This window comes from Acinetobacter sp. IK40 (assembly GCF_035615075.1).
In the GTDB taxonomy this organism is placed as follows: Bacteria; Pseudomonadota; Gammaproteobacteria; order Pseudomonadales; family Moraxellaceae; genus Acinetobacter; species Acinetobacter courvalinii.
Genome location: NZ_JANBOE010000001.1, coordinates 672315 through 697704 on the forward strand (window position 1 = coordinate 672315; position 25390 = coordinate 697704).

Genomic DNA, 25390 nt, shown 5'->3' on the forward strand with positions numbered 1-25390 from the left:
AAAGCCCCTTAAATTTTTCAGCAAAATTATTTCATTTCGCGTGCATAAATTTCATCAGCTTGTTCGAAGCGGCTGGTTACAGCAGCATTTGGCGCTTTACCAAGCAAGCTCACCACCACAATACTGATCAAGGCGAAAACGAAGCCCGGAATAATTTCGTAGATGCCTGTAGCACCGAAGAAGTTCTTCCAAAGAATAACGGTTACAGCACCCACAACCATACCTGCCAATGCGCCGTTCAGGGTCATACGCTTCCAGAACAATGAAAGAATAATCAATGGACCGAATGCTGCGCCAAAACCAGCCCAGGCGTAAGCAACGAGACCAAGTACTTTACTGTCTGGGTTCTGAGCAAGCACCAGTGCAAGCATTGCAACTGCAAGTACCATGGCACGACCAATCCACACCAGTTCTTTTTGTGACGCGTTTTTACGGATAAAGCCTTTGTACAAATCTTCAGTTAAGGCACTCGAACAGACCAGTAACTGACAGCTCAAGGTACTCATGACTGCCGATAAAATTGCAGCAAGAATGACGCCTACAACCCAAGGGTTGAATAAGATCTTGGTCAATTCCATGAACACAGTTTCAGGGTTAGCAGTTACTGCTGCCGCAAATTCAGGATGCATCTGGAAGTATGCAATACCGATAAAGCCTGAACCGACTGCACCCGCTAAGCATAAAACCATCCAGGTCATACCAATACGGCGAGCCGCTGGAATTGATTTCACAGAATCAGCAGCCATGAAGCGAACCAGAATGTGTGGTTGACCAAAATAGCCTAAGCCCCATGCAGCTGCAGAAAGAATCGCAACAACACTTAAATTTGTCGCAAAATCAAAGGCATGTGGGCGAACACTTTCAACAACAGCGGTAAACTCTTCCATGCCGATACCTAAAGACATGTAGGTCACAATTGGCAGGAGTAATAATGCGAAAATCATTAAGCCAGCCTGGAAGGTATCGGTCCAGCTGATTGCTAGGAAGCCACCGATACAAACATAGCCGATGGTTGCAAATGCACCGATCCATAATGCTGTGCTATACGGCAATTGGAATAATGTTTCAAACAAACGTGCACCAGCGACCATGCCAGAAGCACAATAAATTGCGAAAAATACCAGAATAATCAATGCAGAAGTGACGCGTAAGATTTTCTTCTGGTCATCAAAACGACCAGTAAAATAATCAGGTAAGGTGAGGGCATTGTTTTGTACTTCGGTATGGACACGTAAACGCCCAGCGACCAAATACCAGTTCAGCCATGCACCGATAATCAAACCGATCGCAATCCACGATTCAGATAAACCCGTTAAGTAAATAGCGCCAGGTAGGCCCATGAGTAACCAACCGCTCATGTCTGATGCACCCGCAGATAATGCGGTTACAAAACTGCCTAAACTTCGGCCTCCAAGAATATAATCATCAAGATTTTTAGTAGAAAAATAGGCGTATAAACCGATGCCAAGCATGGCCAGGATATACACCACGAATACAACAACTGTGGGATTCGAAAAATTCATAATGGATGCCTGTCCTTACATATCCATAATTTGCAATCACAACTGAATAGCTAAAAAAATGAATGACTATTCTTGGGATTGATAAGGTCACAGATTCAAGCACAAATGATTTTTAAAATACTGTTATGTTTGTGTATTTTATTTGTATATTTTATGTAATTTAAAATAACTCTATGAATATTAATTTTTTTATTGAAAAAAGCGCGGTTTTTTTCAGCAAAAATGATCGGGTTGATGAGTGAAATTTACGCACAATGTTTTCAAAAGTTACAATTTATAAAAAGTACAAATGTAGATTAAATTGAAGCAGTCAAAAACTAGGCAAAAATATTGACACATGATGTTACAAAGGTAGCCCGACAGAGAAATTTGACATTAAAAAAATATAATGTTGAGTGCTTTTCTACATAAAAAGTAGCAGAAATTTTGATTATTTATTTATCGAATTTTCAAGATGACGGCTTGGCGAGAAAAGAAAAAATGATTCAGCCAATTGGCCGTAAAGATGCTTCAAGGATTAAGCTGTGACTTGATCACATGTGTGTCGTCAAATTCAGATTTTAGACGCAAGTATGAGCGCTGCAAGGTACCACCACGTGCATTCATTTTAAAAAAAAGCCCGGTCAAATCAGCCGGGCTTTTTCTCAAGATCTATTCGATTATAAACCTGATTCGTATTCACTATTTGAAAGCAGTTTTTCTACATCTGCGATATTGTCCGGTTTGATCTTGTAAATCCAGCCTTTGCCATAAGGTTCATCATTGACAAAATCAGGATCATCTTCAAGATCGCTATTCACTTCAACCACTGTACCTGAAACAGGTGCATGAATATCTGATGCAGTTTTGACTGATTCGACAATACCGGCCTGTTCAGTTGCCGTGACATGACTGCCCACTGCTGGGGTTTCCACGTAGACCAAATCACCCAACTCATCTTGTGCATGGTCGGTAATACCAGTCACAACGAGGTCACCCTCGATTCTTACCCATTCATGCGTACGTGCATATTTCAATTCTGCTGGATGATTCATGACAACTCCTTAACAATCTGTCGTATCATTTTTATTTGGTTTATACATGCTTTTCAATAAAAACAAAAGCTTTCGCCGTTGAACTTATTATAAGTATGGATCTTTGCGCCAGTTACTTGGGCTACGGCCACTCCAGCGCTTAAAGGCACGACTGAAGTTTGCCACGTCAGAATAGCCAAGCTCATCTGCAATCTGTTCCAGACTATAATCGGTGCGGGAAAGCAGGGAGGTCGCATGACGATAACGTACTTCATCCACTAAAGTGGAAAAAGAGGTGCCTTCTGCTGCTAACTGACGCTTCAAGGTACGGTCGGACATATGCAGGCGTTCAGCCACACTTTCGATACTGAGATAATGCTGTTCTGAATTGGTCAGAATATCCCGCACCCGCATCGCTAAACGCCGACGTTCGCCAAGTGCTGACAATTCTGTTTCACACTGGTTAATAGCAATCTGGCTGGCAATCGGATCGGCATTGACCATTTTCAGGCCCAGATATTTTTTATCAAAGCTTGAGATTAAATGCGGCTGATTAAAACGAATGCTGCTGCTGAGTTTGTCCCGATATTTTTCAAAGCCTGCTGGTTCAGGGAAATCCAGATCCACTTCACCACTTAAATCTTCTATTCCGGTTAGCGCTCTGGCCATGGTCATGATGCCAATGGTCAGACCTAGAATAATTTCGGTGCGCAACGGTTCGACTTCGATATCACACTGCAGTTGTAAAGTAGCTTTAGGGCCGAAGGTCGAAAAATATAGCTGTAGAAAGGGTAGACGTAATTGAATAAAGCGGCTGGCCAGTGCAATGGCATCGGTAATGTCATGCGCCGTCATAATGGCATAACCGATAAAGCCATGAATGGAAATCCGCATTTGTGTACCGAGATGAAAACCCAGTGTACTTTCACCAGTCAGGCGCAAAGAATGCTTCACCAGTTCATTGGCAATCGGTGTTGGAATTCGATAGTTCGGATCAGCCAGCTGTTCACTCGTTAAATGAAATGGAGCAAATAAAGTTTCATCGCTATATCCCCAACGAGAAACTACATCCAATAGCAATAAGCCATAGACGCCTGGTATTCCTTGATCTTGACGAGTTGTGCTTGTTTTCATGGGCTTTCCGTGGCGCTCATCAATTTTGCCAATATCTTTTAAACATTAAAGTCTTAAACATCTTTACATGAAATAAAATAATCAATCATAAAAATTGTTGGACAAAACAGTCACTGAATGTCCAAGTCTTAAGCTGCTTTTCTAAACACCATAATTTTGGTTGTCGATATTAATAGCACATCACCATGCTGGTTCAAAGCTTGGGTTACGTAGCTGACGATACCGCGATCTGGTTTGGTTTTAGACGGAACGATTGCGGTAATTTCAACTTCAACGTGAATTTTATCTCCTGCACGTGTCGGTCTTGGCCAGCGTAAACTCGATTCTGTTCCCAGTAAGCCGCCAGCAACCGGAAAACATTCCGTCCAAAGTCGCATGGTCACGGCTGAAGTGTGCCAGCCGCTTGCTGCTAATCCTTGAAAAATAGGATGTTGCGCAGCAGCCTGCTCATCGGTATGAAAGGGTTGTGGGTCGTATTGATTGGCAAACTGCTTAACTTCTTCTAATGTCATTTCATATTCACGGCTGATGAAACGATCGCCAATATTAAGGTCTTCTAAATACAACATTATTCTGTGTCCTGCGTTACCCGTTGTTCAACCAAAAAACTGCCTGTCTGGCGTTTCCATAGTTGAGCATATAAACCATTCTGAGCAATCAGCTCCTCATGTGTGCCTTGTTCTGCGATTCTGCCCTGATCCAGCACAATGAGACGATCCATTTGAGCAATAGTAGATAAACGGTGGGCAATTGCAATGACCGTTTTGCCAACCATCAAGTCATTTAAACTGCTTTGAATTGCGGCTTCGACTTCGGAATCAAGGGCACTAGTGGCTTCATCCAATATTAAAATCGGTGCATCTTTTAGGAAAACCCGTGAAATGGCAATACGTTGACGTTGTCCGCCCGACAGTTTCACGCCACGTTCACCCACATAAGCATCAAACCCAACACGACCTTTCATATCTGTTAGCTGCGGAATAAACTCTTCCGCTTTGGCTTTTCTGACCGCCTGTTGAATTTCAGCTTCAGTTGCACTCGGGCGACCGTATTTAATATTTTCAGCGACGGTACGATGTAGCAGCGAGGTATCTTGCGTTACCAGGGCAATATTGGCACGTAAACTATCTTGGGTCACATCATGAATATTTTGACCGTCAATCAAAATACGACCCTGGTTGATGTTATAGAAATGCAGCAACAGTTGAATTAGTGTCGATTTCCCCGCACCGGAACGACCGACAATCCCAATTTTCTCACCCGGTTTGATGGTCAGGTTAAAATGATCAATGACATTCTTCTGGTTATAAGCAAAGCTGACATCTTCAAAACGAATCTCGCCGTGCTGTACCTGTAACTCAGTGGCATTTTCCTTGTCCTGAATCTGGATCGGTTTGCCCAGAGTTTTCATCCCGTCCTGAATGGTACCGACATTTTCAAACAGCATGGTAATGTGCCACATGATGAATTCGGCCAGACTGTCCAACTTCAATACCATCGCTGTGGTTGCAGCAATCACCCCGATTGCTGCCTGACCTTGTGTCCAAAGCCAGACCGAGGTTCCAATCACACTAATAAACAGGAATGCGCTGAGTACACGAATACTGATCTGGTATTTCACCCCCAAACGCATTTGCTTATACACCGTCACCATAAATTCCTGCATCGACTCTTTGGCATATTGGCTTTCACGACCCGCATGAGCGAAGAGCTTTACTGTCTGGATATTGGTATAGGCGTCGGTAACTCGACCGGTCATGACGGAACGCGCGTCGGCCTGTTGCTGGGAGATTTTGCCAAGTCGTGGAATAAAGTAGCTGGCAATGCCAATAAATAAGGCTAACCATAAAATCAGCGGCACAATCAACACTGGCGAAATTGCACCCATGACCAGACTAATAGTCACAAAATAGACCAGTACATAAACCAGCATATCCCCGAGAATCATCCAGAATTCGCGTACCGCCAGTGCAGTCTGCATGACTTTGGCAGAAAGACGTCCAGCGAAATCGGTATGGAAGAAGTCCAGGCTTTGTTGCAGTAATAAATTATGAAAACGCCAACGCATACGCATTGGAAAATTACTGAATAATACTTGGTGTTTAATAATCGATTGCAGGCTGACAAAGAAAATATTGGCAAACAGAATACTGATCAGAATGGTTAAGTTCTGTTGATTGGTTTGTAAAAAGGTGCTGGGTTGACTTTTAGTGAGCCAGTCTACCAATTTACCAATATAGGAAAAGAATAAAGCTTCAAAACATGCTGCTGCGGCAGTACATGCAATCAGTAAAAATAGAAAAGGGCGAATGCCTTGAGTCGATTGCCAAACGAAAGCAAAAAAGGTCGTAGGTAATGGTTTGTTTAAGTCTTTGGTGGGGTATGGATCGACTAGCTTTTCAAACCATCGCAGCATTTCGGTTTCCTCTAATATCAAGTACTAATTCAGCTTGTTCTGTAGCATAGCAGAAAATCAGCAATAGAGAGGAGAAAAGCTCAGGTGCAAGGATGGGGGCTTATTGTGATGTATCGGTTGTATAAAAGCAGGTATCTTGATCGAAATGCTAGGCGTATACTGATGAAGTGTACTGACAATTATATAGGATCAAAAATGCTGATTAAATTTGCAGTTCGATTCATGGGTGTATTGTTGAGTGTATTGGCTTTGGTGGCCATGGTTATCCATTTCTTCTTTTCAAGTCATTTAACAACCGATTTATGGATCATTATGGTCCCGGTGATCTTGGGCATTCCGATGCTTACTTCGGTCGTAATTGCCAACGATGAAGAGTTAAGCCTGCACTAGTCATACCAATTTAATACTATAAAAGTCCATCAAAAGGTGGGCTTTTACTGTTTTGTATGCGATAACAGGTGTTCCAATAATAAAGGAGTCTAAAGTGGTTATTTCCCAAATCATGACACGTTTAGATCAAGAATATGATTTATTCCTTCAGTCTCAAAGTTATCAGGCGCACAAGAATAGTGAGATAGCGCTTAAAGCCTTGTTCTTTAGCGAAGCGCTAAAAACGCTCAAATATCCACACAGCGATGTGGTTCCTTTAGGCGGCGGGAGCTATAAATTTATTAATTTTAATCATTTTGAGTTGAATGTAAATTTATTCGATACCCCGCAATTTAACAATAAAACAGGCTTTATTCACTGGCTTTCAGACATCTTGCACAAAAATATTTATGGGCACTGATTATTTTTTTATAGAGTGACCCGGCTTAATATAAAGCGCTCATCTTCATTGCTGATTTTGAGCGCTTTATTTTATCTTGATGAAGAGAGAAGTAGTTTTTATAGTTTTAGATTTATCAATTAAAAATTTAGAATTAAATGCTTTTTATCTCCGAATATTTGCTGAAAATGCTGAAAGAATTTGTACATAATGAACTTGAATATTTCCAATTGTTAATATTTACTAATATATAGGCTTAATATTTTAAAAATACTAATATTTACAGATTATAAAATTACCTTAGAAGCTAAGAAAACAAATGATTCATGAAGTTCTATCAATAATTTTCGCTAGTTAAAACTCTATTTTTATATATTTTGTGATTTTTATCACTACAATTATGTTCATTTTATTTATAAATATATATTTAATTTTTTTTGAGAGTATTTTTAATTTTTCTATATTTATGAGTAACTAAAATTTACTTTTTGATAAAAATATTATCGTGCTATATTTAAAAAGCATATTGCCAGATCGGATAATATGAATTTCAGGATGAAAATAAAATGAAAAAAACAGTAAAAATAATTGTAATAGCAACAAGTCTATTAGCTTTTACCAATATGGGCCATGCGCAGGAATTTAAACGTTATTCTGTTTCTGCAGGGTGGTTACATGTGATGCCTCAGGGTAAAGCGAATCGTTTTAATATTAATACTAATGTTAAAAATGGAACGGTGGCAGATGTCGGTATGATTTCTGGAGATACAATCCTCAAAAATGTAGATACCGCAAAATATGCTGAGTTAGAGAAAACAGACCCTAATAGTTTTGATTTGACTATCTACAATAGTATTATCAAAACAAAATATTTAGATGAAATCATAAAGATGAATCTAGATGGAAGTGAAACACCTGAGGAGAGGGATGCAATTTTAAAAACTATAACGGGAGATGCGCAAATTTCAGGAATTGAAAATTGGCAATCAGATGCTGGTCTTGAAGCCGATGATATTGATACCCTGGGGTTGATGTTTGATTATTATGTGAATGATAATGTTTCATTGAAACTGATTGGCGGTATACCCCCTAAAGTAAAGTTAAAAGGTAAAGGAACGGTATATGCACCTTTTGAAGCAATTGGCCACCCATTACCAAATATCCCAGGTACCCCCGACTATGATCCGAACGCGCCGGATATAAATGTCTATCTAAAAAATGGATTATTGATTACGGATTTAAATAAATATGATAAGGCAGCCACAGCTACGGCATGGACGCCGGCAATTCAGGCAACTTATCATTTTGGAAAAACCGGGGTGAATAAATTTAGACCCTACATTGGTGCAGGTTTACTGTATGCGCATTATAGTAATATTAAAATCAATAATGGTGTTAAGAATGACCTGATTGCTGCTGGACATATGATTCAAAATATTCATGATGGTCAAGCAGGTGCGGCATTGGAAGGACGTCCTTCTAGCGGGAAAATGATTGTTAAAGTTGATGCGGATGATGCAATTGCACCAATTGTTTCACTAGGGTTTAACTACGACCTGAATGAGTCTTGGTTCGCTACTGGTTCATTGTCCTATGCCAAACTGAATAATCAGGCAACCATTAAAGTAATCAACCAAAATGCCAATAGCCAACTTATTCATGCAACCACTAAAATCGATATTGATCCACTTATTACTTATCTAGGTGTGGGTTATCGCTTCTAATTTTATGATTTAAGTTTACATGTCCTTAAGTCTGTTAAGTTTAAGGACATGACTTTTAATAGTCTTTTTTAATACGGTTACCGAATAAAACATGGCTTACTTTTTATAACCGAATCCCTATGTTTTGCAGCACTTTATCTGGTTAGCTTATTTACTAAGCATTTTTGAAGATTTAGCTAAGGAGAATAAGATGGACTCTATCCAGTTTTCAGATTGCGCCAAAGCTTGTCTGGTTTGTTCATTGGCCTGTACTACTTGTGCATCCGCATGTTTACAAGAAGAAAAAGTCGAGATGATGCGGGAGTGCATTACCCGATGCCTGGAATGTTCGGATATCTGTATGTTATGTGCCAAAGCTGAGCAACGAGAATCAATCTTTCTGGCGGATATGTGCCAGATCTGTGCAAAAATATGTGACTGGTGCGCTGAAGAGTGTATCAAACACTCTTCTGAACATTGTCAACAGTGTGCCGAAACCTGCCATCAATGTGGCATAGAATGTAGAAGAATGGCTGCTTAAGCTGTTCTCTGCCTAGCTTGAGATAAGCAGCTTATTTGAGTTGCATATAACAATACCGGACTACAAGGATGGGTATCAATATGGAGACGTTATTGCAAAGCTTATCGATAGATAAGCTTTTTTTATGCATCAAAAATTCAAGTTACATAAACTCCATGTAAGTGCTGGGTTTTTGATCAAAGATTACCGATGCAAACAGCCAAAAATAACAGGATTACTTAACATGAAAACTTAATTATTAAATGAGAGCATTATCAAATGACGAATAACTTTGAAAAAAAATTTAAAAAATCTCCTAGCTTAACTGTTACAACTTCGAGCATTGATCGGTTTAGCCCAAAGTTTTGGCGAGTTGATGGCCCGCAAACCATGTCTTTTGCTATTACCAATTTTGCTAACGGTTTTGAAGCTTTTTTCCGTTCCCGCACCAGCACTGATCTGGTGGGGATTAGTTGGGATTCTTATGATGCAAAAGATCATCAGTTTCTTGCCTATGAGACCAAATATGATTACAGCGGTACGATTTGGGATTTTGATATTGAATTGTCGGCCAGTATGCCAACGTTAAATAACCCCACTTTAACCCCGACATTGACTGTGCAATATCATGAAAATGGAGTAGATAAGGTCGCCTATATCGTGCTGTTTAATTATGCCGATCAGCCTGCTTCACGATCAGCCCATATTCATATTAATTGGGATAGCGTCAAGGCGGGCTTCTCTGCAATAGATCCATTTCCTGTCAGTAACATTCAGCGTATTTCTTTCTCTGGATTTACCCTCAGTTACAATGGACATTCAACCCTGCCATTAGCACAGGCAGAAGAGGGGTATATTCGGATAACCAACTCCGTAACTACCGGCCCGAATGCCAAGCTGGCTTTAAATCGGGTCTCAGTACCTGCGCATGAGTATGGTCTATGTACCAGTTATGATGATCATTATGATCTCAACCCACAGCGACTGGTCGATAATATGGCGGCTTTGGGGTATCACGGTCTGATCAATCACTATTGTGGCATGTCGAAATATCCTGAAATGTCATGGAATGCTGATATCAACAAATGGCAGATTCCTGATCCGTTAGTCAGCAATGCCAATGTCGTTAATCCATGTACTCGAAAATGGCACGAACATTTTGCCCAGGCACTCCATTGTGCCGATATGCAGCCTATCTTTGGGGTGAGCTTTGAAATGTATTCCTTGGGTGCCAATGAATACTGGGCTCAGCGGGACTGGAATAATAATCTGGGTCGAACAGGCTATGAGCCACCAAGTTACTTCTTTAGTCCATGTGATCAAAATGCGCAGGCTTATTTACATAAAGCCTTTATTGAGTTTGCAGATACCCTGGTTGCCGGTGGGTGTGAAGTGAATATGCAGATTGGCGAACCGTGGTGGTGGTATAACCAGGGTACAGATCTGCCATGTGTCTATGATTACCCAACCAAACTGGCTTTTAATGCGGATACCGGTTTATATGCGCCAGATCTGGGTACCATTTATGAAGCGATGAACAAAACTGGGACGCCGTATGATCAGTTTAAAAGCTGGTTAAGAAACAAATTAGGACAAACCTGTCAGGATATTCGGTCGGTGGTTAAGACAAAATACCCACAGGCAAAAGTATCTCCGCTGATTTTCTTCCCGACCATTCGCACCCCAATTGAAACTCTGGTGACGGATATCAATTATCCACGTGAACATTATGCCTATCCAAATTTTGATTACCTGATGACGGAAGCTTATGACTGGATTTTAGAAGCGCGTTTGGGATTGGCACATCAGGCTGTGTCAGAGATTCCGACTCAGGATTTGAACTATCCGGAAGATAAGGTTGCGTATCTGGCTGGGTTTGTACCTGATTCATCTATTGCGCATTTATATGGATTTGACGCAAGTAAACCTTACCAAACACCGATCTGGCAGCGTATCTTTGGTGATATGCAAAATAATCAACCTTTGGGACTGATGAAACAGTTCATCTGGGCCTATCCTCAGGTTATGGCCGATTCAGTCACCATTGATATTGCACAGGCTCCAAACGGTTTCTTTGTAGGGCAGAGTTTATATTCCCCAATTAGTGACGATACGCCGTATCCACCTGAAATTTATTTATAAAATTAATCTCATAACGAAAAAGGCTTTGAGCTGCAAAGCCTTTTTTTGAGATAGATGACTGACTAATATAAATAGAATGGAGCCATCAAAAGCCGAAGACTAAACTTTACGAAATAGACAAGAAACTGAAAACGAAATTGTCACTTATTCAAATGAAAACTGATATACACTCACTTGTATTACTTTCCAGAATTTAAAAGATCCTTATGAAAAACAAGATTCTATTCTTTGGTTTGATTACAATCCTTTTTACAGGTTGTAATAAGCAGCCTGAAGTAAAGAGTGAAAAGGCTCAGGAAAGCTTCGAGAGCGTAGACAATAAAATTTCCGAGTACATGGATATTCTGGATAATCCTGACACACCTAAACAACAGCAGACCCAAGTGCTTTGTGAGGACTATCCGAAGTTATATGAATCGAAATATATTCCAGCCTTGTTAAAGGTGGCGCCAAAAGATTACACCAAAGAAAAATTGATGAATGATTTGAAGATTTCGACAGATTACTATGCTGAAAAGCTGGATATCATCTGTAAATAAACAATAACGAACTGCAATAAAAAAGCTCCAATATGGAGCTTTTTCTCTCTATATAATTTGATATATTCATCACATAATGTTAATCATTAGGCCTATTCAGGGGACAATATGAGCGAGACCCAACCCCAACTGAGAGAAAGCACAACCAATACGTTTGTTGCCTGGGTTGTTATGGTATTAGGATGTATTGCGGGCATTGCTTTTATTATACTTTTTGGGCAAATCGAAGTCAGAAATGAGAATCTGGATATTGTTCAAGTCTGGTCTGGAAAAATTATTGCTGTTGGGCTCGGCATTATTATGAATGGATTATTGTTTGGTTATTTGCTGCTTAAGGTGAGTAGTATTTTGCAATATTATGAGCAAAGAAAAATAACAAATCTTGCAGACTAAATGCGATCCGTATACAAACAATAGAAATTTATCATAATTTACACATGCTATATCTACCTCTAAACATTGGGGAGATTTTTATGTGGACAATAATAATTACGCTGGTCATTGGTTTATTGATCATATTATTTGCCAGAAAATTTCAAAATAATGAAAGTTTATCTACCTCTGCTCCAGAAGATGCCTCTTTTGTTGATAATGTCTTATATACGTTCGAGATTGTGAGTGAATCTTCTTATCAGACTAATTTAAAAACAATTGTAGAAAACACAGATCTTGCATCCAAATTGATTGAAGTCGCGGCGAGAGTTCTGTCTGAACCTTCCAATCCATCTGATCAGCATGCCATAAGGGTGGAAGTTCAAGGTTTAACGGTCGGTTATCTCAATAGTCAGGATGCAAAGCAATTGGCTGGACATAATATTGATAAAAAAGTGTCAGCAGCAATCACGTCTCGAAAACAAACTAATCCTGATCAAGTAAATTACACGGTAAAACTTGCTTTAAAACAGTTAGATGATTTGCGTTAAGCTGTACTTATCAATCAAGCTGCATACAGAATTTCTTGATATGCGCCAAAATATGTCGTTTAGTTCAATTTTAACACTTGAAAAAGTGGAAATAGAACATATTATATTTTTTTCTTATTCTGATATCACAGGCGGAATACAGTGAACGAAGAAATTTTGTTACCTGCATCACGAGCTACTGCAATTTCAAATGCCAATGTTAAAAAATTAACTGTAGATAAAATTCTCTCCAAGATTTCAAGTACCATTAAATTAAGAGCCAATGACGGCGATCGCGATGCCTTACAACAATTTTCTAAGCATGAAGTCAGTAGTGAGGACGCAGACATCGTAGTCTCTGAGTTAAAAGCCGCAGGTTACCGCGTGTTTTTGAATCCTAATTTTACCAATACCAATATTCAGTTTCAGCTAGAGTGGGACTGAATACGAAGATCAAAAAAGCCCTAAATTTTTAGGGCTTTTTTTATGTGATTTATAAAATATTGTTGGTTATATAATGTGAAAAAGGAGCCAGAGCTAATTGAGAAGATAAGATTCTTTTATCCTAAAATGTTAATAAAATATGATTATAATGTTGAAAAATAGGCCATAGAGCAGAACAATGAGCTTAAAAGGGGTGATGCTTGTAATTTTGGGGATCATATTATTATGTATGGGCTACCTGTATCTGGATTATAGACAAACAGGAGGCTATCAGCGCAATAGTGACGGTTATTATGGTTATACTTTTCCAGCGGACAATGGCTTAAAAAAGGTAGAAGATTGTAAGCTGGCAAATACCGAATACCCCCGTGAAGCACCTGTGTCTAAATAATGGATGGAAGGGTGTAAGCGATATTTTGAGATTCATTAAAAGTAGTTTATGACTTTTTGTTTATATATCAGTGGATTATAGGAATATAAGAAGATTAGGCTGTAATTTTTTAAAAATAGACCGAAATTTAATAATCTCTAGAATATGTATGACTTGAAATTTTTGAGAATAAAAATTAAATTTGATATGGTTTTTTGTATAATTCTAGTTTCTTAGATTATTTAGTTGTATGACAATAGAAAAGTGATTTTTAAAATGAAAAATTTAGTTGGCGTGTTTTTTTCTAGCGTCCTTATACTTTGTTTAAGTACTCAAACATCAGCAAATATTTATATTCCTATTCCTATTTCTCTTTTTAAGAAGGCAAATAAATCCCAATTCGTTAAAGCGCAAGCCTTGAAGACAGAAGAGTTTAATGTATCAACAATACAACTATTAGAAGAAGGTTTTGTACCAATTAAATCGCAGAAATTTAATGGGAGAGATAGCTCAAAAGGATATGATTACATTGTTAATGAACTCGAAAAAAGAGCAGACTCTCTTGGAGCCCAGATTGTATTGTTTAGCAATAATCAATCAACAGAATCAATGGGATACTATAGTTTTTTGACGTCAGCTCCTCATAATCCTCAGAATCAAGGAGAAAACAATGGCAATGGATTTGGTAGTGTTAATACATCCAATAATATTAATGGAGCCTTAACGCAATCAGCTCCTGTCTATCAACCGCAAAAAGAATATACGGTCAGTTATTTTTATAGATTTGAATCTGTTACAGGAGTTTATCCAATTGATTTATCTGATTCGGACAAATCTCGAACTGGTTATTTGGAAGGTGTAAAGGCTAAAGTGATATCCAAAAAATCTCCTGCTTTTGGGGAAATATTAGAAGACGATATTATTTTAAAAATGAATGATATTGTAGTGAGAGACGTAAGTCATTTTGTGGATATATCTAATTATTTAAAGAAGGAGACTGTGAAGTTTGAAATTTTGCGGAAAGGCCAAAAAATGACTAAAGAAATATCTATCACTTAAGATTTCCTCAATCACGGAAGACATTGTCGAACTTACCTAATTTAAGTTTGTAGAGTATCAAAAAATAAAAAAGCACCTGAAGGTGCTTTTTTAATATTTTATTTAAACTTTGTTTTCATGCTCTGGTGTAAGTAGTTGAAAATCATGACCTGATGGTGCTTGATAAATTCTCAGACCAAACTCCGGAATAATCGCAATCAGATGATCGAAAATATCTGACTGGATGGCTTCATAAGCGGCCCAAGCAATGGTATTGGTAAATGCATAGATCTCTAGTGGCAGACCTTCACTTGTTGGCTGCATTTGACGTACCAGAATGGTCTGGTTCTGTGCAATGCCTTGATGCTGACGTAAATAAAATTCAACATAAGCACGGAATGTACCGAGGTTGGTTAAGCGACGCTGGTTGTAACGCGACTGGTTACTTAAGTGATTATTGAACTCTTCAATTTCAGATTTCTTGGCATCCAGATATTGATCCAGTAATAGAAAATCTTTTAGCTTTTGCTGCTCTTCATCACTCATGAAGTGAACGCTACTTTGATCGAGGAAAAGAGAGCGTTTAATACGACGGCAGCCGGACTCACTCATACCACGCCAGTTTCTAAAGGTATCCGTCACTAGTTTATTGGTGGGGATGGTGGTAAAGGTCTTGTCAAAGTTCTGTACGGTCACCGTATGTAATGACATATCAATGACATCGCCATCCGCATTTAACGATGGCATTTCAATCCAGTCTCCGATACGTACCATGTCATAAGAAGCAATCTGTACGCTAGCAACTAACGAAAGGATAGTGTTCTGGAATACCAGCATCAGCACTGCTGCCATGGCACCAAAACCGGCAAGCAGGGTAAACACATCTTTCTTCAGGAAAGTTCCCAAGATCATCAAGCCGCACACCACAAACAGGATCAGCTTAACCAGCTGTAGATAACCTTTGATGGGCTTGTTTCTTGATTTTGGATTGCGCTGATAAATCAGGTTAAAGATATTTAAAGCTTCACTGACCGTAAGGGCAAGTGTAAGGAAAATGAATGCTTGCGCCCCCATTTGTACCAGACTTACGATTTTTGCAGGCAGATGAGGAATCGTACTGATACCATTCATGATAACGATGGCAGGAACAATATTTGCAAAACGGCGAGTAACACTGTGTTGTGCAAATATAGATTGATTTGGAGACTTAAATTTTGTAATCAGATGGCGAATGCCACGAACAATAATTCTTTTCGCAATAAAGTTCGCAAGCGCTGCAAATAAAATTAAAACAGCTAAGGATAATATCATCTCAAGCCAGGGATAATGACTTAACTCAACCCGAATATCACGGATAAAACCTAAATAATCCAAACGAATACACCTTACATTTCTTTTAAGACAGAATTGTAAGGTGTATTTGATATTTATAATAATTTGATCACAGTTTATATACGTTCTGTAAGGCGTTTTTACATAACGCCGTGGTGTTTTACCACATCAAGTCATCAGGAATCACATAAGCTGCGTATGGATCTTCCTCATCGGTGGCCTGATCATTGTTTTCGCTATTGTTATTCACCAGGATAAAACCTGACATCTTTTGATCAATCTTGTCCGCCAGCGCTTTAGGCAGATAAGCATAACTGTCCTGATCTTTGGCAATCACCAGTGAGCCTGAAACAAGTGCGTTATAAACCTGTTGTGAAAGATAGACTTTCTTGATTTTGCCTTCATCAATAAATTGATAGGTGACATCGCCGCTAATGTCTTTCACTTTATGCTGTTTAATCATCTGGATAATCGAAGCTTTTAGGGCTTTCTCTTCCAGAATCTTTTGCTTTTCCAGATTCAGCGCCTGATCTTTGGCTAATTTTTCTTGTTTGGCACGATCAATCTCCGCCTTCAGAGTCGCATCATCATTTTGTCCGGTCCGTTGCCCGTGTTGAGCCTGTTTGGTCAGTTTCTTCGCTTTTTTATTATCCACCAAACCAGCTTTTAATAATTGGGCCTGCAATGCATTTTTAACCATAATTCAATCCAGATGTGAGTTTGATGAAGAACGAAAATAAAAAATCCAGTATGTCATACTCATCCCCAGACTTAAGCCGGCAGGGATGAGAAAACTATTTAATTTTAAATAAGGATAAAGTGCACTCGCAATGAGTCCACCCAATAAAAAACCGATAAAGATAAGCAGATGTAGAAAAATCCGGCGTTTTTCTACATGTAAGCCACGGGCTTTGTATCCTAAAGCCAGCCCAATATCGGTGAGAACGCCTGAAAGGTGCGTTGTCCGAATAATCGCACCTTTGTAATGACTGACCATGGCATTCTGCACGCCCATGGCTACACACGCCCAGAGCAGGCCATAACGGGGGAAGTAAGGCAGCAACAACCAGGTCAGAAATAGAAAGATAGCCACTAGGCTGAGAGGAAGGCCGTAACGACGACCAAAGGCCAGATTGCCATTCCCCAGAATCAGGCCACTATAGAATGACCCTGTGATAAAGCAGAGAATGACCAGACTGAGATAGATAAAATGTTCAGGCTGCCAGTCCAGCAAACTCATGGCCAGAATGCTGACATTGCCTGTCATGTGTGAAACAGATTGATGCAACACGGTAAATAAGCCTAAAACGTTTACCATTCCTGCATTCAGTGCAAGAAAAAAAGCACCAAGTTGAATCCAGTTGGGTAAACGTTGAAGTGGCATATATACCTATGGGTTTTGACGGTCTCTAAAATCTACAGCAGCGGTAAAGAGGACATCGGTTGATGAGTTTAGCGCTGTTTCTGTTGAATCCTGCAATACACTGATAATCATACCAATCGCAACGATTTGCATTGCAACTTCAGATGATATACCAAACAGGCTACATGCAACAGGGATCAGGAGTAAAGACCCGCCAGCAACGCCTGAAGCGCCACAAGCAGAGACTGCTGCCACTACGGATAAAATAATCATGGTGCTTAGGTCAACAGGGATACCCAAAGTATGCACGGCCGCAAGGGTAAGTACCGTAATGGTCACGGCAGCACCTGCCATGTTAATGGTTGCACCAAGTGGGATAGATACACTTGCTGTTGCCTCGTTTACACCCAAACGTTGTGCCAGATCCAGATTCACAGGAATATTGGCTGCAGAGCTACGGGTAAAGAATGCGGTGATGCCACTCTCTTTGAGACAGGTAAATACCAGCGGATAGGGATTGGCTTTCATGGTAATCGCAACCAGGATCGGGTTGATCACCAGCGCGACAAACAACATGGTCCCAATTAATACGAACAAGAGATGTGCATAGCTTTGTAATGTCGCCAAGCCTGCATCTGCGAAGGTCACCGCAACCAGACCAAAAATGCCGATTGGGGCAAATCCAATCACGGTATGAATGATCTTATTCACCGCATCGGCAACATCAGTCAATACCTGTTTGGTTGCATCCGAACTATGACGTAAAGCTAGGCCTAAGCCGATTGCCCATGCCAGAATACCGATAAAGTTGGCTTCACCAATGGCTTGAACAGGGTTGGCAATAAAACTTAAAAGTAAATTCTTTAAAATTTCTGCCAGGCTACCAGGCGCCTGAAGTCCACTTTCAGCGGGTAAGTGTAAAAACAGCTGGCTTGGGAACATGATACTTGCAGCTACCGCACTAAATGCAGCCAACAGCATTCCCACCAGATACAACACCAGAACAGGTCTGATATTAGAGTGCTGTCCGATCTGGAAATTTGCAATCGAAGAAAGGACTAAGACAAAAACTAAAATCGGTGCAACAGACTTTAATGCTTTAATGAATAATTCACCCAATAAACTTAAATAGGGTGTAAAGTTAGGAAAGAGCAGAGCTACTCCGATCCCTAGAAAAATAGCGATAATAATTTTGCTAACTAAACTCAAGCGAGACAATACATTAAACATATAAAGGCCTTATAAACCTATGCACGGTTTAAGGTTAAACAAGCGCGGTATTCTATACCTAAGAACCGTGAATAATAAAATTTTTTTTGCAATTCAATTACTTTAAAAATATTGAAAAAATTAAGACAATGTTTTTAAAAAAAAATTAGGAAAACATGACACATCCTTTTGTATAAAAAATAATCCGGTAAAATTGTCTATTCTACAAGCATATCAGGCGAAAGTGTTTGTATTGCTTGATAATGTGATAGAAAAATCTGGCCTGTGAGTTGCGTGGTCAGTTCAGATTTAACCAGCCGGTCCATCACAAAACTTTTCACTTCTGACAAATGCAATTGAATATTTAACTGTGCCAATTCACGGTTAAGATCTTCCAGCATTTCTAAAGCACTCAGGTCAATATTGCTAATACTTGAGCAATTGATCACCACATGTTGGAGTTCTGCATTTTGACTGACTTCTGTAATCACATGACCTTTTAACACATGCGCGTTTAAAAATGTCAGATTTTCATCTACACGAAAAGCCACCACGGTTGGGGTCGTAATGACATCATAGCGTGACACATTTCTGAAATGCTGGGTCCCTTCAATCAGACCAATCACTGCAATATGCGGTCGGCTAATTTTACACAGTAATAGAACAAAGGTTAAAATAATACCAATAATCAATCCTGTCGAGATATCAATACAGGTGACGCCAAAAAATGTTGCCCACATGGCGAGACCATCGGCTTTTGAATATTTCCAGGTTTCAATAAAGGGGCTCAGGCGAACCAGCTTCCAGATGGAAACAAAAATGGTTGCAGCCAGCACAGCTAAAGGTAAATTTTGGAAAAACCCCGTAAAATATAAGCTCACAGCGATCATGAACAATGAAGAAAGTACACCCGCAATTGGGGTCTTTGCACCTGCATCGGCATTGACCACAGTACGGGATAAGCTACCCGATACCGCAAAACCTGAATTTACACCAGCAACAATATTTGCCAGACCTAAAGCAATCAGTTCCTGATTACTATTTAAATCATCGCGTTTTTGCAAAGCGGTGGCTTGAGCAATGGCCAGTGATTCAACAAAACTAATCATGGCAATCATAAAAGCGCTGGGTAACAGTTGCTGGACTAAACTGAGGTTCCATGTTGGAAACTGTAAGCCAGGTAAACCTGTCGGAATGATCCCTACGGTTTGAATGCCCAGATTATTTTCACTCCAAAGGCTGAGTAAGACAATGGAGCAGACGACCAGAAGCAGAGGCAGGACTTTGTTGAGGAATTCCGAGCGGATAAATTTGGGAAGCAAAAAAAGTAACAATACCGAGAGCAGGCCAAAGCTCATTCCTGAAACTGTGATCCGGTGAAAATTTTGAGATAAGCTCAGGATAAATTCTGGAATATTTGTGGCTTGTAGCGGAATATCGAGCAGAAACTTGAGCTGTCCCAATGCAATTAACAGCGCCGATGCAATGATAAAACTCTGAATCACCGGATGACTAATTAACTGGATTAGGAATCCGAAACGTAATAGCCCCAGAATCATCGAAATGATACCCACCAAAAGCGCCAGTAGGCAGGCAGCTTCAATATAAGCGGTAGAGCCTACGGGAAATAGTGGATTTAATGCAGCAAAGACCATCATGGAAATAATGGCAACGGGCCCTATGGACAGCGTTGTACTGGTTCCGGTAAAGGCATAAACAATCATGGGCAATATACTGGCGTATATCCCCATAACTGGTGGCAACCCAGCCAGCATAGCATAGGCCATACCTTGGGGTACCAGCATTGCCAGCACAATAAGCGCGGCAATTAAGTCCGACTTAAAGCTTGAAAACTGATATTCACTTAGCCATTTTCGTGCAGGAAAAAGTCTGGAAACATTTTGGTTGAACAATTTCATGCATCATAGTCTAAATCATAAATTCATATATATTATGCAGAAAAAATGCTAAAGAAACTGATGCTGATTGTAATTTCCTCAAAAATTATGCTTGAGGGCAATAATGTTCATACAAGGTATTTAAAATTGCTTTTAATTTCGGATCGAGAATGGAGTAAAAAATTTGTTTACCATCACGGCGGGTAGACACTGCATTGCTTTTCCGTAGCATCATTAGCTGTTGAGACAGGGTAGGTTGGAAGATTTGCGTAATCTCCTCAATCTGTGAAACATTCAGCTCTTGTTTAGCTAAATGACACAAAATAATTAACCGATCGGTATTGGCGAGAGATTTAAGTACATTGACGATTGTACCTGCTGATTCTCTCATTGCGTCGATTTCAAAATCCTTTTGCATACTTACACTCGTTACGTTACAGCCGTGGCTAGTATAAAGTCAGCATAGGAGAAAATTGTAGTAAAACTGCATAATTGCAATGGTTTTTAATGAAAATACATATAAGTAAAATTGATAAACCAATTCAAAATGTGGTGCTTTTCTTGATTCTTGGGAATAGTGTGCTTTAGTTATTTTTATGATGATTAAATGTGTTTTTTGTCGCATTTTGAGAATCAGGCCAGTTTTTTAGGCCAAGTTATTCTTTAGTTAAACTGTAAAATAAAATTAAGTGCTTAATATATTTAACAAATATAAAAATATTGAAAAAAAGATTGTGCTTTAATAGAAAGTATATATAATAGAAAACAAGACAGAACGATCTGTCTGCATAAGAAGGATTGGGAGTGCGAAAGTACAACCGCCAGAGGGTAATAATACTTATTATTCTTTTTACACTCAGACGCAAGCGTGAGCCACAATAATAATTATAAATCACGCTTTATTTTTTTCAATTCTTTATTCAGATTCTGCTTAAATTTAATGAATGATTATCCCCTTATCCATAAAGGGATAACCAGGCTTATGCAAATTCTTTTTCAAAATTGATCAGATGCTCAACACGTTTCCAGTATTCATTCATCTCAACGGAATGTCTGTTGACATGGGCTTGAATCGTCATCCCATCCAGGATGCTGACAATCAGCGTGGCGAGATGGGTCGGATTGTGAATTTCAAGATTGGTCAACAAGTTTTGCACCAGTGCAGTTAACCAGATCTTATATTGGGTTGCAGGTTGCAAGGTCGATGGATAGATTTTGATGACTTCTTCTAAAGCTTTCTGGAACATGCATCCATTGAAGTCTTCACTATTAAACCATGCAGCATACCATTGAAAAATCGCCTTAAGCTGGCTTAGGTGATCTGACTGGTCACACTCCGCCAAAGTTGCATTCAAAGAGGCCTGAAGGTTGATATTACGTTGTATCAGACACTCTTCAATCAGCTTTTCCTTTGATGGAAAGTATTTATAAAAAGTCATCTTTGCAACGCCAGATTCACTGATAATACGATCGACGCCAATCGAGTTGTAACTGTGCGAATTAAAAAGTCTTAATGCAGTGTTAATAATATCTTCTTTTTTTGACATATAACGCCTCAAGTTAGCCCATCATCAAGAGCACCAAGTTGCATTTCATCATGCAATTTTCGCTGGGATTCTACATGGTATTTAAAAAATATCATAGGGAAAAATAATAATATTTATTTAATTGATCCTTCAGGCTTTCTTTTCAAGGGCAGTATAAAAATTAAAGATATGAATATTTAAGAAATAATCTGGAATTATTTTATTTAGGCGAAGTTTTAAATAAAATCAGAGAAGGTAATGAATGGGTGATAATTCATCTAATTGTTTTTACAAGATATGTGCTGTGATGCAAATAATCTTTATCGTTTGGAAAATAATGATATGAGTTTAATTGTTGTTTGCTATGGCTTATTTAATTCTCACAGAGGTTTTTTTGAAAATTGATTCTAAATCCGAATTTCTAATAAAACTGTAATATTTAAAAGTCAGTTATTTTAGTTAAAATAAATAACTGACTTTGATCGTATAATTTTCTTTTTTACGATTTGTTAGCAGACGTTGGTAGACCAGCGATCAACTTGACAAAATTTTGATAGAGCATTGATGGCTGGTTTGGCGCATAAACTGAACGCTGAATATTTCCTTTGTCGGTTTCGATTGAAAGCTCGACCTGTTGAGCTTTGCTGAGTTCATATAGAAACGAGCTTGGAACAATAAAACTATTTGAAGAGCGTCTTGGAATCAGGCGATTAATATTTTTCTGCTGGGTTGGGCTAGTCGCCGGATATGAAAATGCTTTGCCATCAAGCAGGAAGGTAATCGCTTTAATATCATAATAGTCATAACTGCTATTGAGCACCGTTTCAACTCTTAATTGTTGTTTCTGTTGCTGATCCCATTCCACAAAGACGTTGGGGCAAAGTTCGTTTGCTTTACAGTTTAAAGAGCCTGCTGTGGCGAAATTACCTGTTGATAGTGTAGTAGGGTCGGGCAAGGTCGAGCATCCGCTCATCACAAGACAAAGGCTCATTAAACTTAAAGTTTTTTTCATGTTTTTAACTCTCTAGGGTTCAGTGTTAATGGTGTAGTTGTGGGCCAAGAAATTCAAATGGTTTTGATATTTTAAATTGATTGGTGGCATCACCAGCAAAGGTATTTTGTTGATCTTTTCCAAGATCAAGTTTACGCGTTAAACCATCTTTAAAGTTGATTTTCTTTAAATCTACCCAGAATACATTGGGGGAAACCGCAGATTCAAAGAAGTAAAGTTGCTGTTTATGATCCGCAACCGTTCTCCAGCGGGTAGAAGAAATATTCGGTTCTTCTGCGGTATTTAGTCCATAAGGCACGGAGGCATTACGGATGACACTAAACACCGAGGCAATGGCATCTTTAGGATTGTCATTTTTGGGAATGGCATTGATATAAAAAGAAGCTCGTGCGAAACGGTCAGCTGCGCGGTTAGTACCCGGTAGCATCACCGTTCCACCAATTTGCTGCCAGTAGCTGTTTAATGCAAGTTGCTGATCAAAGGTGGGTGAATTGGTCATAACCTGATATTTTTTATTATGATGAATCACTTGTTTGCCGCCAATGTACTCAATGATTGCACTGTCTCCGGTCTTATCTGAAATGGATAAATGCAAGGTGGCAAGACGCTGTTCACCCGGCACACTGTCGGTAATCAGGTCAAAAGGTTGTTTTTCTAATGCGCTGACAGCCTCGGCGACAGTCGCATAATTATCCAGTACATATTGCGCCCAGGCAGAAATGCTCAGCTGCGGTTTATTCGAGTGTTTGGTATCGGGATATTCAGATTCAACCAGCCATAAAACATTAGCGACCAATCCGGCTTCATTCATGCCGTCTGTAGTGGAAATATCATAGCCTGTGGCAATCACACTGCCATACTTGGCTTTCCATTTCAGCGATTTAGGGCCGGCATTGCTGTCTCTAACTACGCCGCTGGGTAAAATCCACAGGTTGGTACCGACATCTACTTTCCAGTCCATTGATCGGGCAGTAATAATATGATCATTATTTCCGAGATAAACCGCACGGGTACAGGCATGGCTAGTTTGCAAGATCAATGCAGTGGCAAGAAAAGAAAAACCTAATATTTTTTTAAACACAAGTGATACTCCTTGCAGTTATATAAGCATGGTTTCTATTCAATATTTTTTTGTAATGAATTAATTTGAGTCTATTTAAAAAACGACTTTATTCAAGCAGTAAAATGTAATCAATATAAAAAGTAGGGATTTATTTTTAGGGGCTTTCATTGGCGTCGCCCGAAAGAGAAAAGGCTTCTCTATCGGGCCAGAATGTTTAAGGGGATATGGATTAATTTGGCGGTAATAGCATTACAATGGCATTGTTAAGTAACAATGCGATGTCTTCCAGAATATCTGCTTCATTAAAACGTTCATCCAGTAATAGGCTTTCACCATCTGCAATTTGTTTTAAATAAGGCATGAACGCTGCCGAGATACAAACCGTATCACCATTGGCCCAAAACTCGAAAGAATCGCCCTGTTTCCGGTAAAGTAACCTTGAAGCAGGTTCCAAAATGATCTGGTAATCTGCACCAATCACTTCCGCCACATCATTCGCATCTACTTCTTCAGGTTCAGGAATATTGTTTGGATAGCTTGCTTCACTCATGTAGGCCATGATGGCGGCATCAAACTCAGGTGCTTGAGTGAGGTAGTCTAGGAGTTGGGTTTTTAAATAAGCAAACTCAGTGCTATTAATTTCACCTAGATGTGCTGTCTGTTGACGTGCGATATCTGCCAATGGATTCTTGAGCAGGGTGTTTTCTGCAAATTTATCGCTGACCTGATCAATCATTTCAGAAAGATTTGGCATACGGAAACCAAAGGAAAAGGTTAAGCAATCATCTTCAGCAACGCCGTAATGTGATAGACCGGGTGGGACATAAAGTAAGTCGCCCGGTGCGAGTACCTCATCAAAATGCACATCCATGTCAGCCAAAAGCTTTAACGGCTGGTCAGCAATGAACTGGGTTGATTCGTCACACATCTGACCAAGTTGCCAGCGACGGTGACCGTGACCCTGGATCAGGAACACATCATAAAAATCGAAGTGTTTTCCAACAGAACCGCCTTTGGGCGCATAAGACACCATGATGTCATCACGACGCCATTGCGGGATAAACGGAAATTTTTTCCATAACTCAGCAATATCGAAGGAGTAATGGTCAATGGCTTGAACCAATAAGGTCCATAGATTAGGCAATTTCTGGAAGTCACCTTTGGTGAGTGGTGAAGACTTGACATGCCATTCATTTGGATTCTTGTTTTTTTGACGAATCAGACGGGCCGTGACATGTTCTTCCAGCGCCAGCTCTTGTACGTCCGCTGGTTCTAATAGGCCAATAATTTCAGGCATGGCGTTACGAACCAGTAAAGGTTTTTTTTGCCAATATTCATTAAGAAACTGTTCTGCGGTAATGCCGCCGAGTACCGCTAAAGATTGAGACATGGGAAATGAAACCAACAACATTTAAATTGGTGTGTATTGTCCCTTGAGTTGAATGTTGGTGCAAGTCTTGTATGAAAGTGATGA

The 25390-nt window shown here is 39.5% G+C and carries 26 protein-coding genes; 11 read left to right on the plus strand and 15 right to left on the minus strand.

The annotated features are described in order from the left end of the window. Window positions 1-26: 26 nt before the first annotated feature. From putP to MSG93_RS03355, 5 genes are all read right to left on the minus strand, one after another. The gene (gene putP, locus MSG93_RS03335) at window positions 27-1523 is read right to left on the minus strand and encodes a sodium/proline symporter PutP (RefSeq protein ID WP_005285301.1); all 1497 of its coding nucleotides are present in this window, start codon (window positions 1521-1523) and stop codon (window positions 27-29) included. A gap of 659 nt (window positions 1524-2182) precedes the next feature. Continuing rightward, window positions 2183-2557: a glycine cleavage system protein GcvH gene (gene gcvH, locus MSG93_RS03340; protein ID WP_005229972.1), complete on the minus strand. Its 375-nt coding sequence runs from the start codon at window positions 2555-2557 to the stop codon at window positions 2183-2185. Window positions 2558-2644: 87 nt separating this feature from the next. Then, window positions 2645-3670, minus strand: a complete 1026-nt coding sequence (locus tag MSG93_RS03345) for an AraC family transcriptional regulator (RefSeq protein ID WP_005229974.1) — start codon at window positions 3668-3670, stop codon at window positions 2645-2647. Window positions 3671-3798: 128 nt separating this feature from the next. Further along, window positions 3799-4239, minus strand: a complete 441-nt coding sequence (locus MSG93_RS03350) for a MaoC family dehydratase (protein ID WP_199950195.1) — start codon at window positions 4237-4239, stop codon at window positions 3799-3801. Then, the gene (locus MSG93_RS03355) at window positions 4239-6086 is read right to left on the minus strand and encodes an ABC transporter ATP-binding protein (RefSeq protein ID WP_324620569.1); all 1848 of its coding nucleotides are present in this window, start codon (window positions 6084-6086) and stop codon (window positions 4239-4241) included. The genes MSG93_RS03350 and MSG93_RS03355 overlap by 1 nt, the downstream gene beginning before the upstream one ends. A gap of 195 nt (window positions 6087-6281) precedes the next feature. Here MSG93_RS03355 and MSG93_RS03360 point away from each other — a divergent pair, with 195 nt between their 5' ends. From MSG93_RS03360 to MSG93_RS03410, 11 genes are all read left to right on the plus strand, one after another. Beyond that, window positions 6282-6476: a hypothetical protein gene (locus tag MSG93_RS03360; protein ID WP_324620570.1), complete on the plus strand. Its 195-nt coding sequence runs from the start codon at window positions 6282-6284 to the stop codon at window positions 6474-6476. A gap of 94 nt (window positions 6477-6570) precedes the next feature. Continuing rightward, window positions 6571-6876, plus strand: coding sequence for a hypothetical protein (locus tag MSG93_RS03365; protein WP_324620571.1), 306 nt, complete (start codon window positions 6571-6573; stop codon window positions 6874-6876). A 545-nt stretch (window positions 6877-7421) separates the two neighbouring features. Continuing rightward, window positions 7422-8579 (plus strand): OmpW/AlkL family protein, encoded by a 1158-nt coding sequence (locus MSG93_RS03370; protein WP_324620572.1) that lies wholly within the window; start codon window positions 7422-7424, stop codon window positions 8577-8579. 190 nt (window positions 8580-8769) lie between these two features. Continuing rightward, window positions 8770-9099, plus strand: coding sequence for a four-helix bundle copper-binding protein (locus MSG93_RS03375; protein WP_324620573.1), 330 nt, complete (start codon window positions 8770-8772; stop codon window positions 9097-9099). Between the two features lie 258 nt (window positions 9100-9357). Next, entirely contained in the window at window positions 9358-11220 is a 1863-nt protein-coding gene (locus MSG93_RS03380) for a phage capsid protein (RefSeq protein WP_324620574.1), read from the plus strand. 206 nt (window positions 11221-11426) lie between these two features. Further along, window positions 11427-11759: a hypothetical protein gene (locus MSG93_RS03385; RefSeq protein WP_005229988.1), complete on the plus strand. Its 333-nt coding sequence runs from the start codon at window positions 11427-11429 to the stop codon at window positions 11757-11759. Between the two features lie 108 nt (window positions 11760-11867). Then, entirely contained in the window at window positions 11868-12152 is a 285-nt protein-coding gene (locus MSG93_RS03390) for a hypothetical protein (protein WP_005285333.1), read from the plus strand. A gap of 80 nt (window positions 12153-12232) precedes the next feature. Continuing rightward, window positions 12233-12682, plus strand: coding sequence for a hypothetical protein (locus MSG93_RS03395; protein ID WP_324620575.1), 450 nt, complete (start codon window positions 12233-12235; stop codon window positions 12680-12682). Window positions 12683-12823: 141 nt separating this feature from the next. Continuing rightward, window positions 12824-13105: a hypothetical protein gene (locus MSG93_RS03400; RefSeq protein ID WP_005229994.1), complete on the plus strand. Its 282-nt coding sequence runs from the start codon at window positions 12824-12826 to the stop codon at window positions 13103-13105. Between the two features lie 178 nt (window positions 13106-13283). Beyond that, window positions 13284-13496, plus strand: coding sequence for a hypothetical protein (locus tag MSG93_RS03405; protein WP_324620576.1), 213 nt, complete (start codon window positions 13284-13286; stop codon window positions 13494-13496). A 255-nt stretch (window positions 13497-13751) separates the two neighbouring features. Further along, window positions 13752-14534, plus strand: a complete 783-nt coding sequence (locus MSG93_RS03410) for a PDZ domain-containing protein (RefSeq protein ID WP_324620577.1) — start codon at window positions 13752-13754, stop codon at window positions 14532-14534. A gap of 102 nt (window positions 14535-14636) precedes the next feature. Here the strand turns inward: MSG93_RS03410 and MSG93_RS03415 are convergent, their stop codons facing one another. From MSG93_RS03415 to MSG93_RS03460, 10 genes are all read right to left on the minus strand, one after another. Then, a complete protein-coding gene (locus MSG93_RS03415; protein WP_005285342.1) occupies window positions 14637-15887 on the minus strand; it encodes a mechanosensitive ion channel family protein in 1251 nt (416 codons plus the stop codon). Window positions 15888-16005: 118 nt separating this feature from the next. Further along, window positions 16006-16545 (minus strand): DUF2058 domain-containing protein, encoded by a 540-nt coding sequence (locus MSG93_RS03420; protein ID WP_309352315.1) that lies wholly within the window; start codon window positions 16543-16545, stop codon window positions 16006-16008. A 3-nt stretch (window positions 16546-16548) separates the two neighbouring features. Beyond that, a complete protein-coding gene (locus MSG93_RS03425; RefSeq protein WP_005230002.1) occupies window positions 16549-17229 on the minus strand; it encodes a YoaK family protein in 681 nt (226 codons plus the stop codon). Window positions 17230-17235: 6 nt separating this feature from the next. Next, window positions 17236-18438, minus strand: coding sequence for a serine/threonine transporter SstT (sstT, locus tag MSG93_RS03430; RefSeq protein ID WP_005230005.1), 1203 nt, complete (start codon window positions 18436-18438; stop codon window positions 17236-17238). Between the two features lie 197 nt (window positions 18439-18635). Beyond that, window positions 18636-20336, minus strand: a complete 1701-nt coding sequence (locus MSG93_RS03435; RefSeq protein ID WP_324620578.1) for a SulP family inorganic anion transporter — start codon at window positions 20334-20336, stop codon at window positions 18636-18638. 85 nt (window positions 20337-20421) lie between these two features. Continuing rightward, complete coding sequence (locus MSG93_RS03440; RefSeq protein ID WP_005285354.1) at window positions 20422-20733, minus strand: ArsR/SmtB family transcription factor; 312 nt, start codon at window positions 20731-20733, stop codon at window positions 20422-20424. A 562-nt stretch (window positions 20734-21295) separates the two neighbouring features. Then, window positions 21296-21862, minus strand: a complete 567-nt coding sequence (locus MSG93_RS03445; RefSeq protein WP_005230011.1) for a TetR/AcrR family transcriptional regulator — start codon at window positions 21860-21862, stop codon at window positions 21296-21298. A 478-nt stretch (window positions 21863-22340) separates the two neighbouring features. Continuing rightward, entirely contained in the window at window positions 22341-22853 is a 513-nt protein-coding gene (locus MSG93_RS03450) for a hypothetical protein (protein ID WP_324620579.1), read from the minus strand. A 25-nt stretch (window positions 22854-22878) separates the two neighbouring features. Then, window positions 22879-23934 (minus strand): linear amide C-N hydrolase, encoded by a 1056-nt coding sequence (locus MSG93_RS03455; protein ID WP_324620580.1) that lies wholly within the window; start codon window positions 23932-23934, stop codon window positions 22879-22881. A 211-nt stretch (window positions 23935-24145) separates the two neighbouring features. Continuing rightward, complete coding sequence (locus MSG93_RS03460; protein WP_324620581.1) at window positions 24146-25306, minus strand: cupin domain-containing protein; 1161 nt, start codon at window positions 25304-25306, stop codon at window positions 24146-24148. Between the last annotated feature and the right edge of the window lie 84 nt (window positions 25307-25390).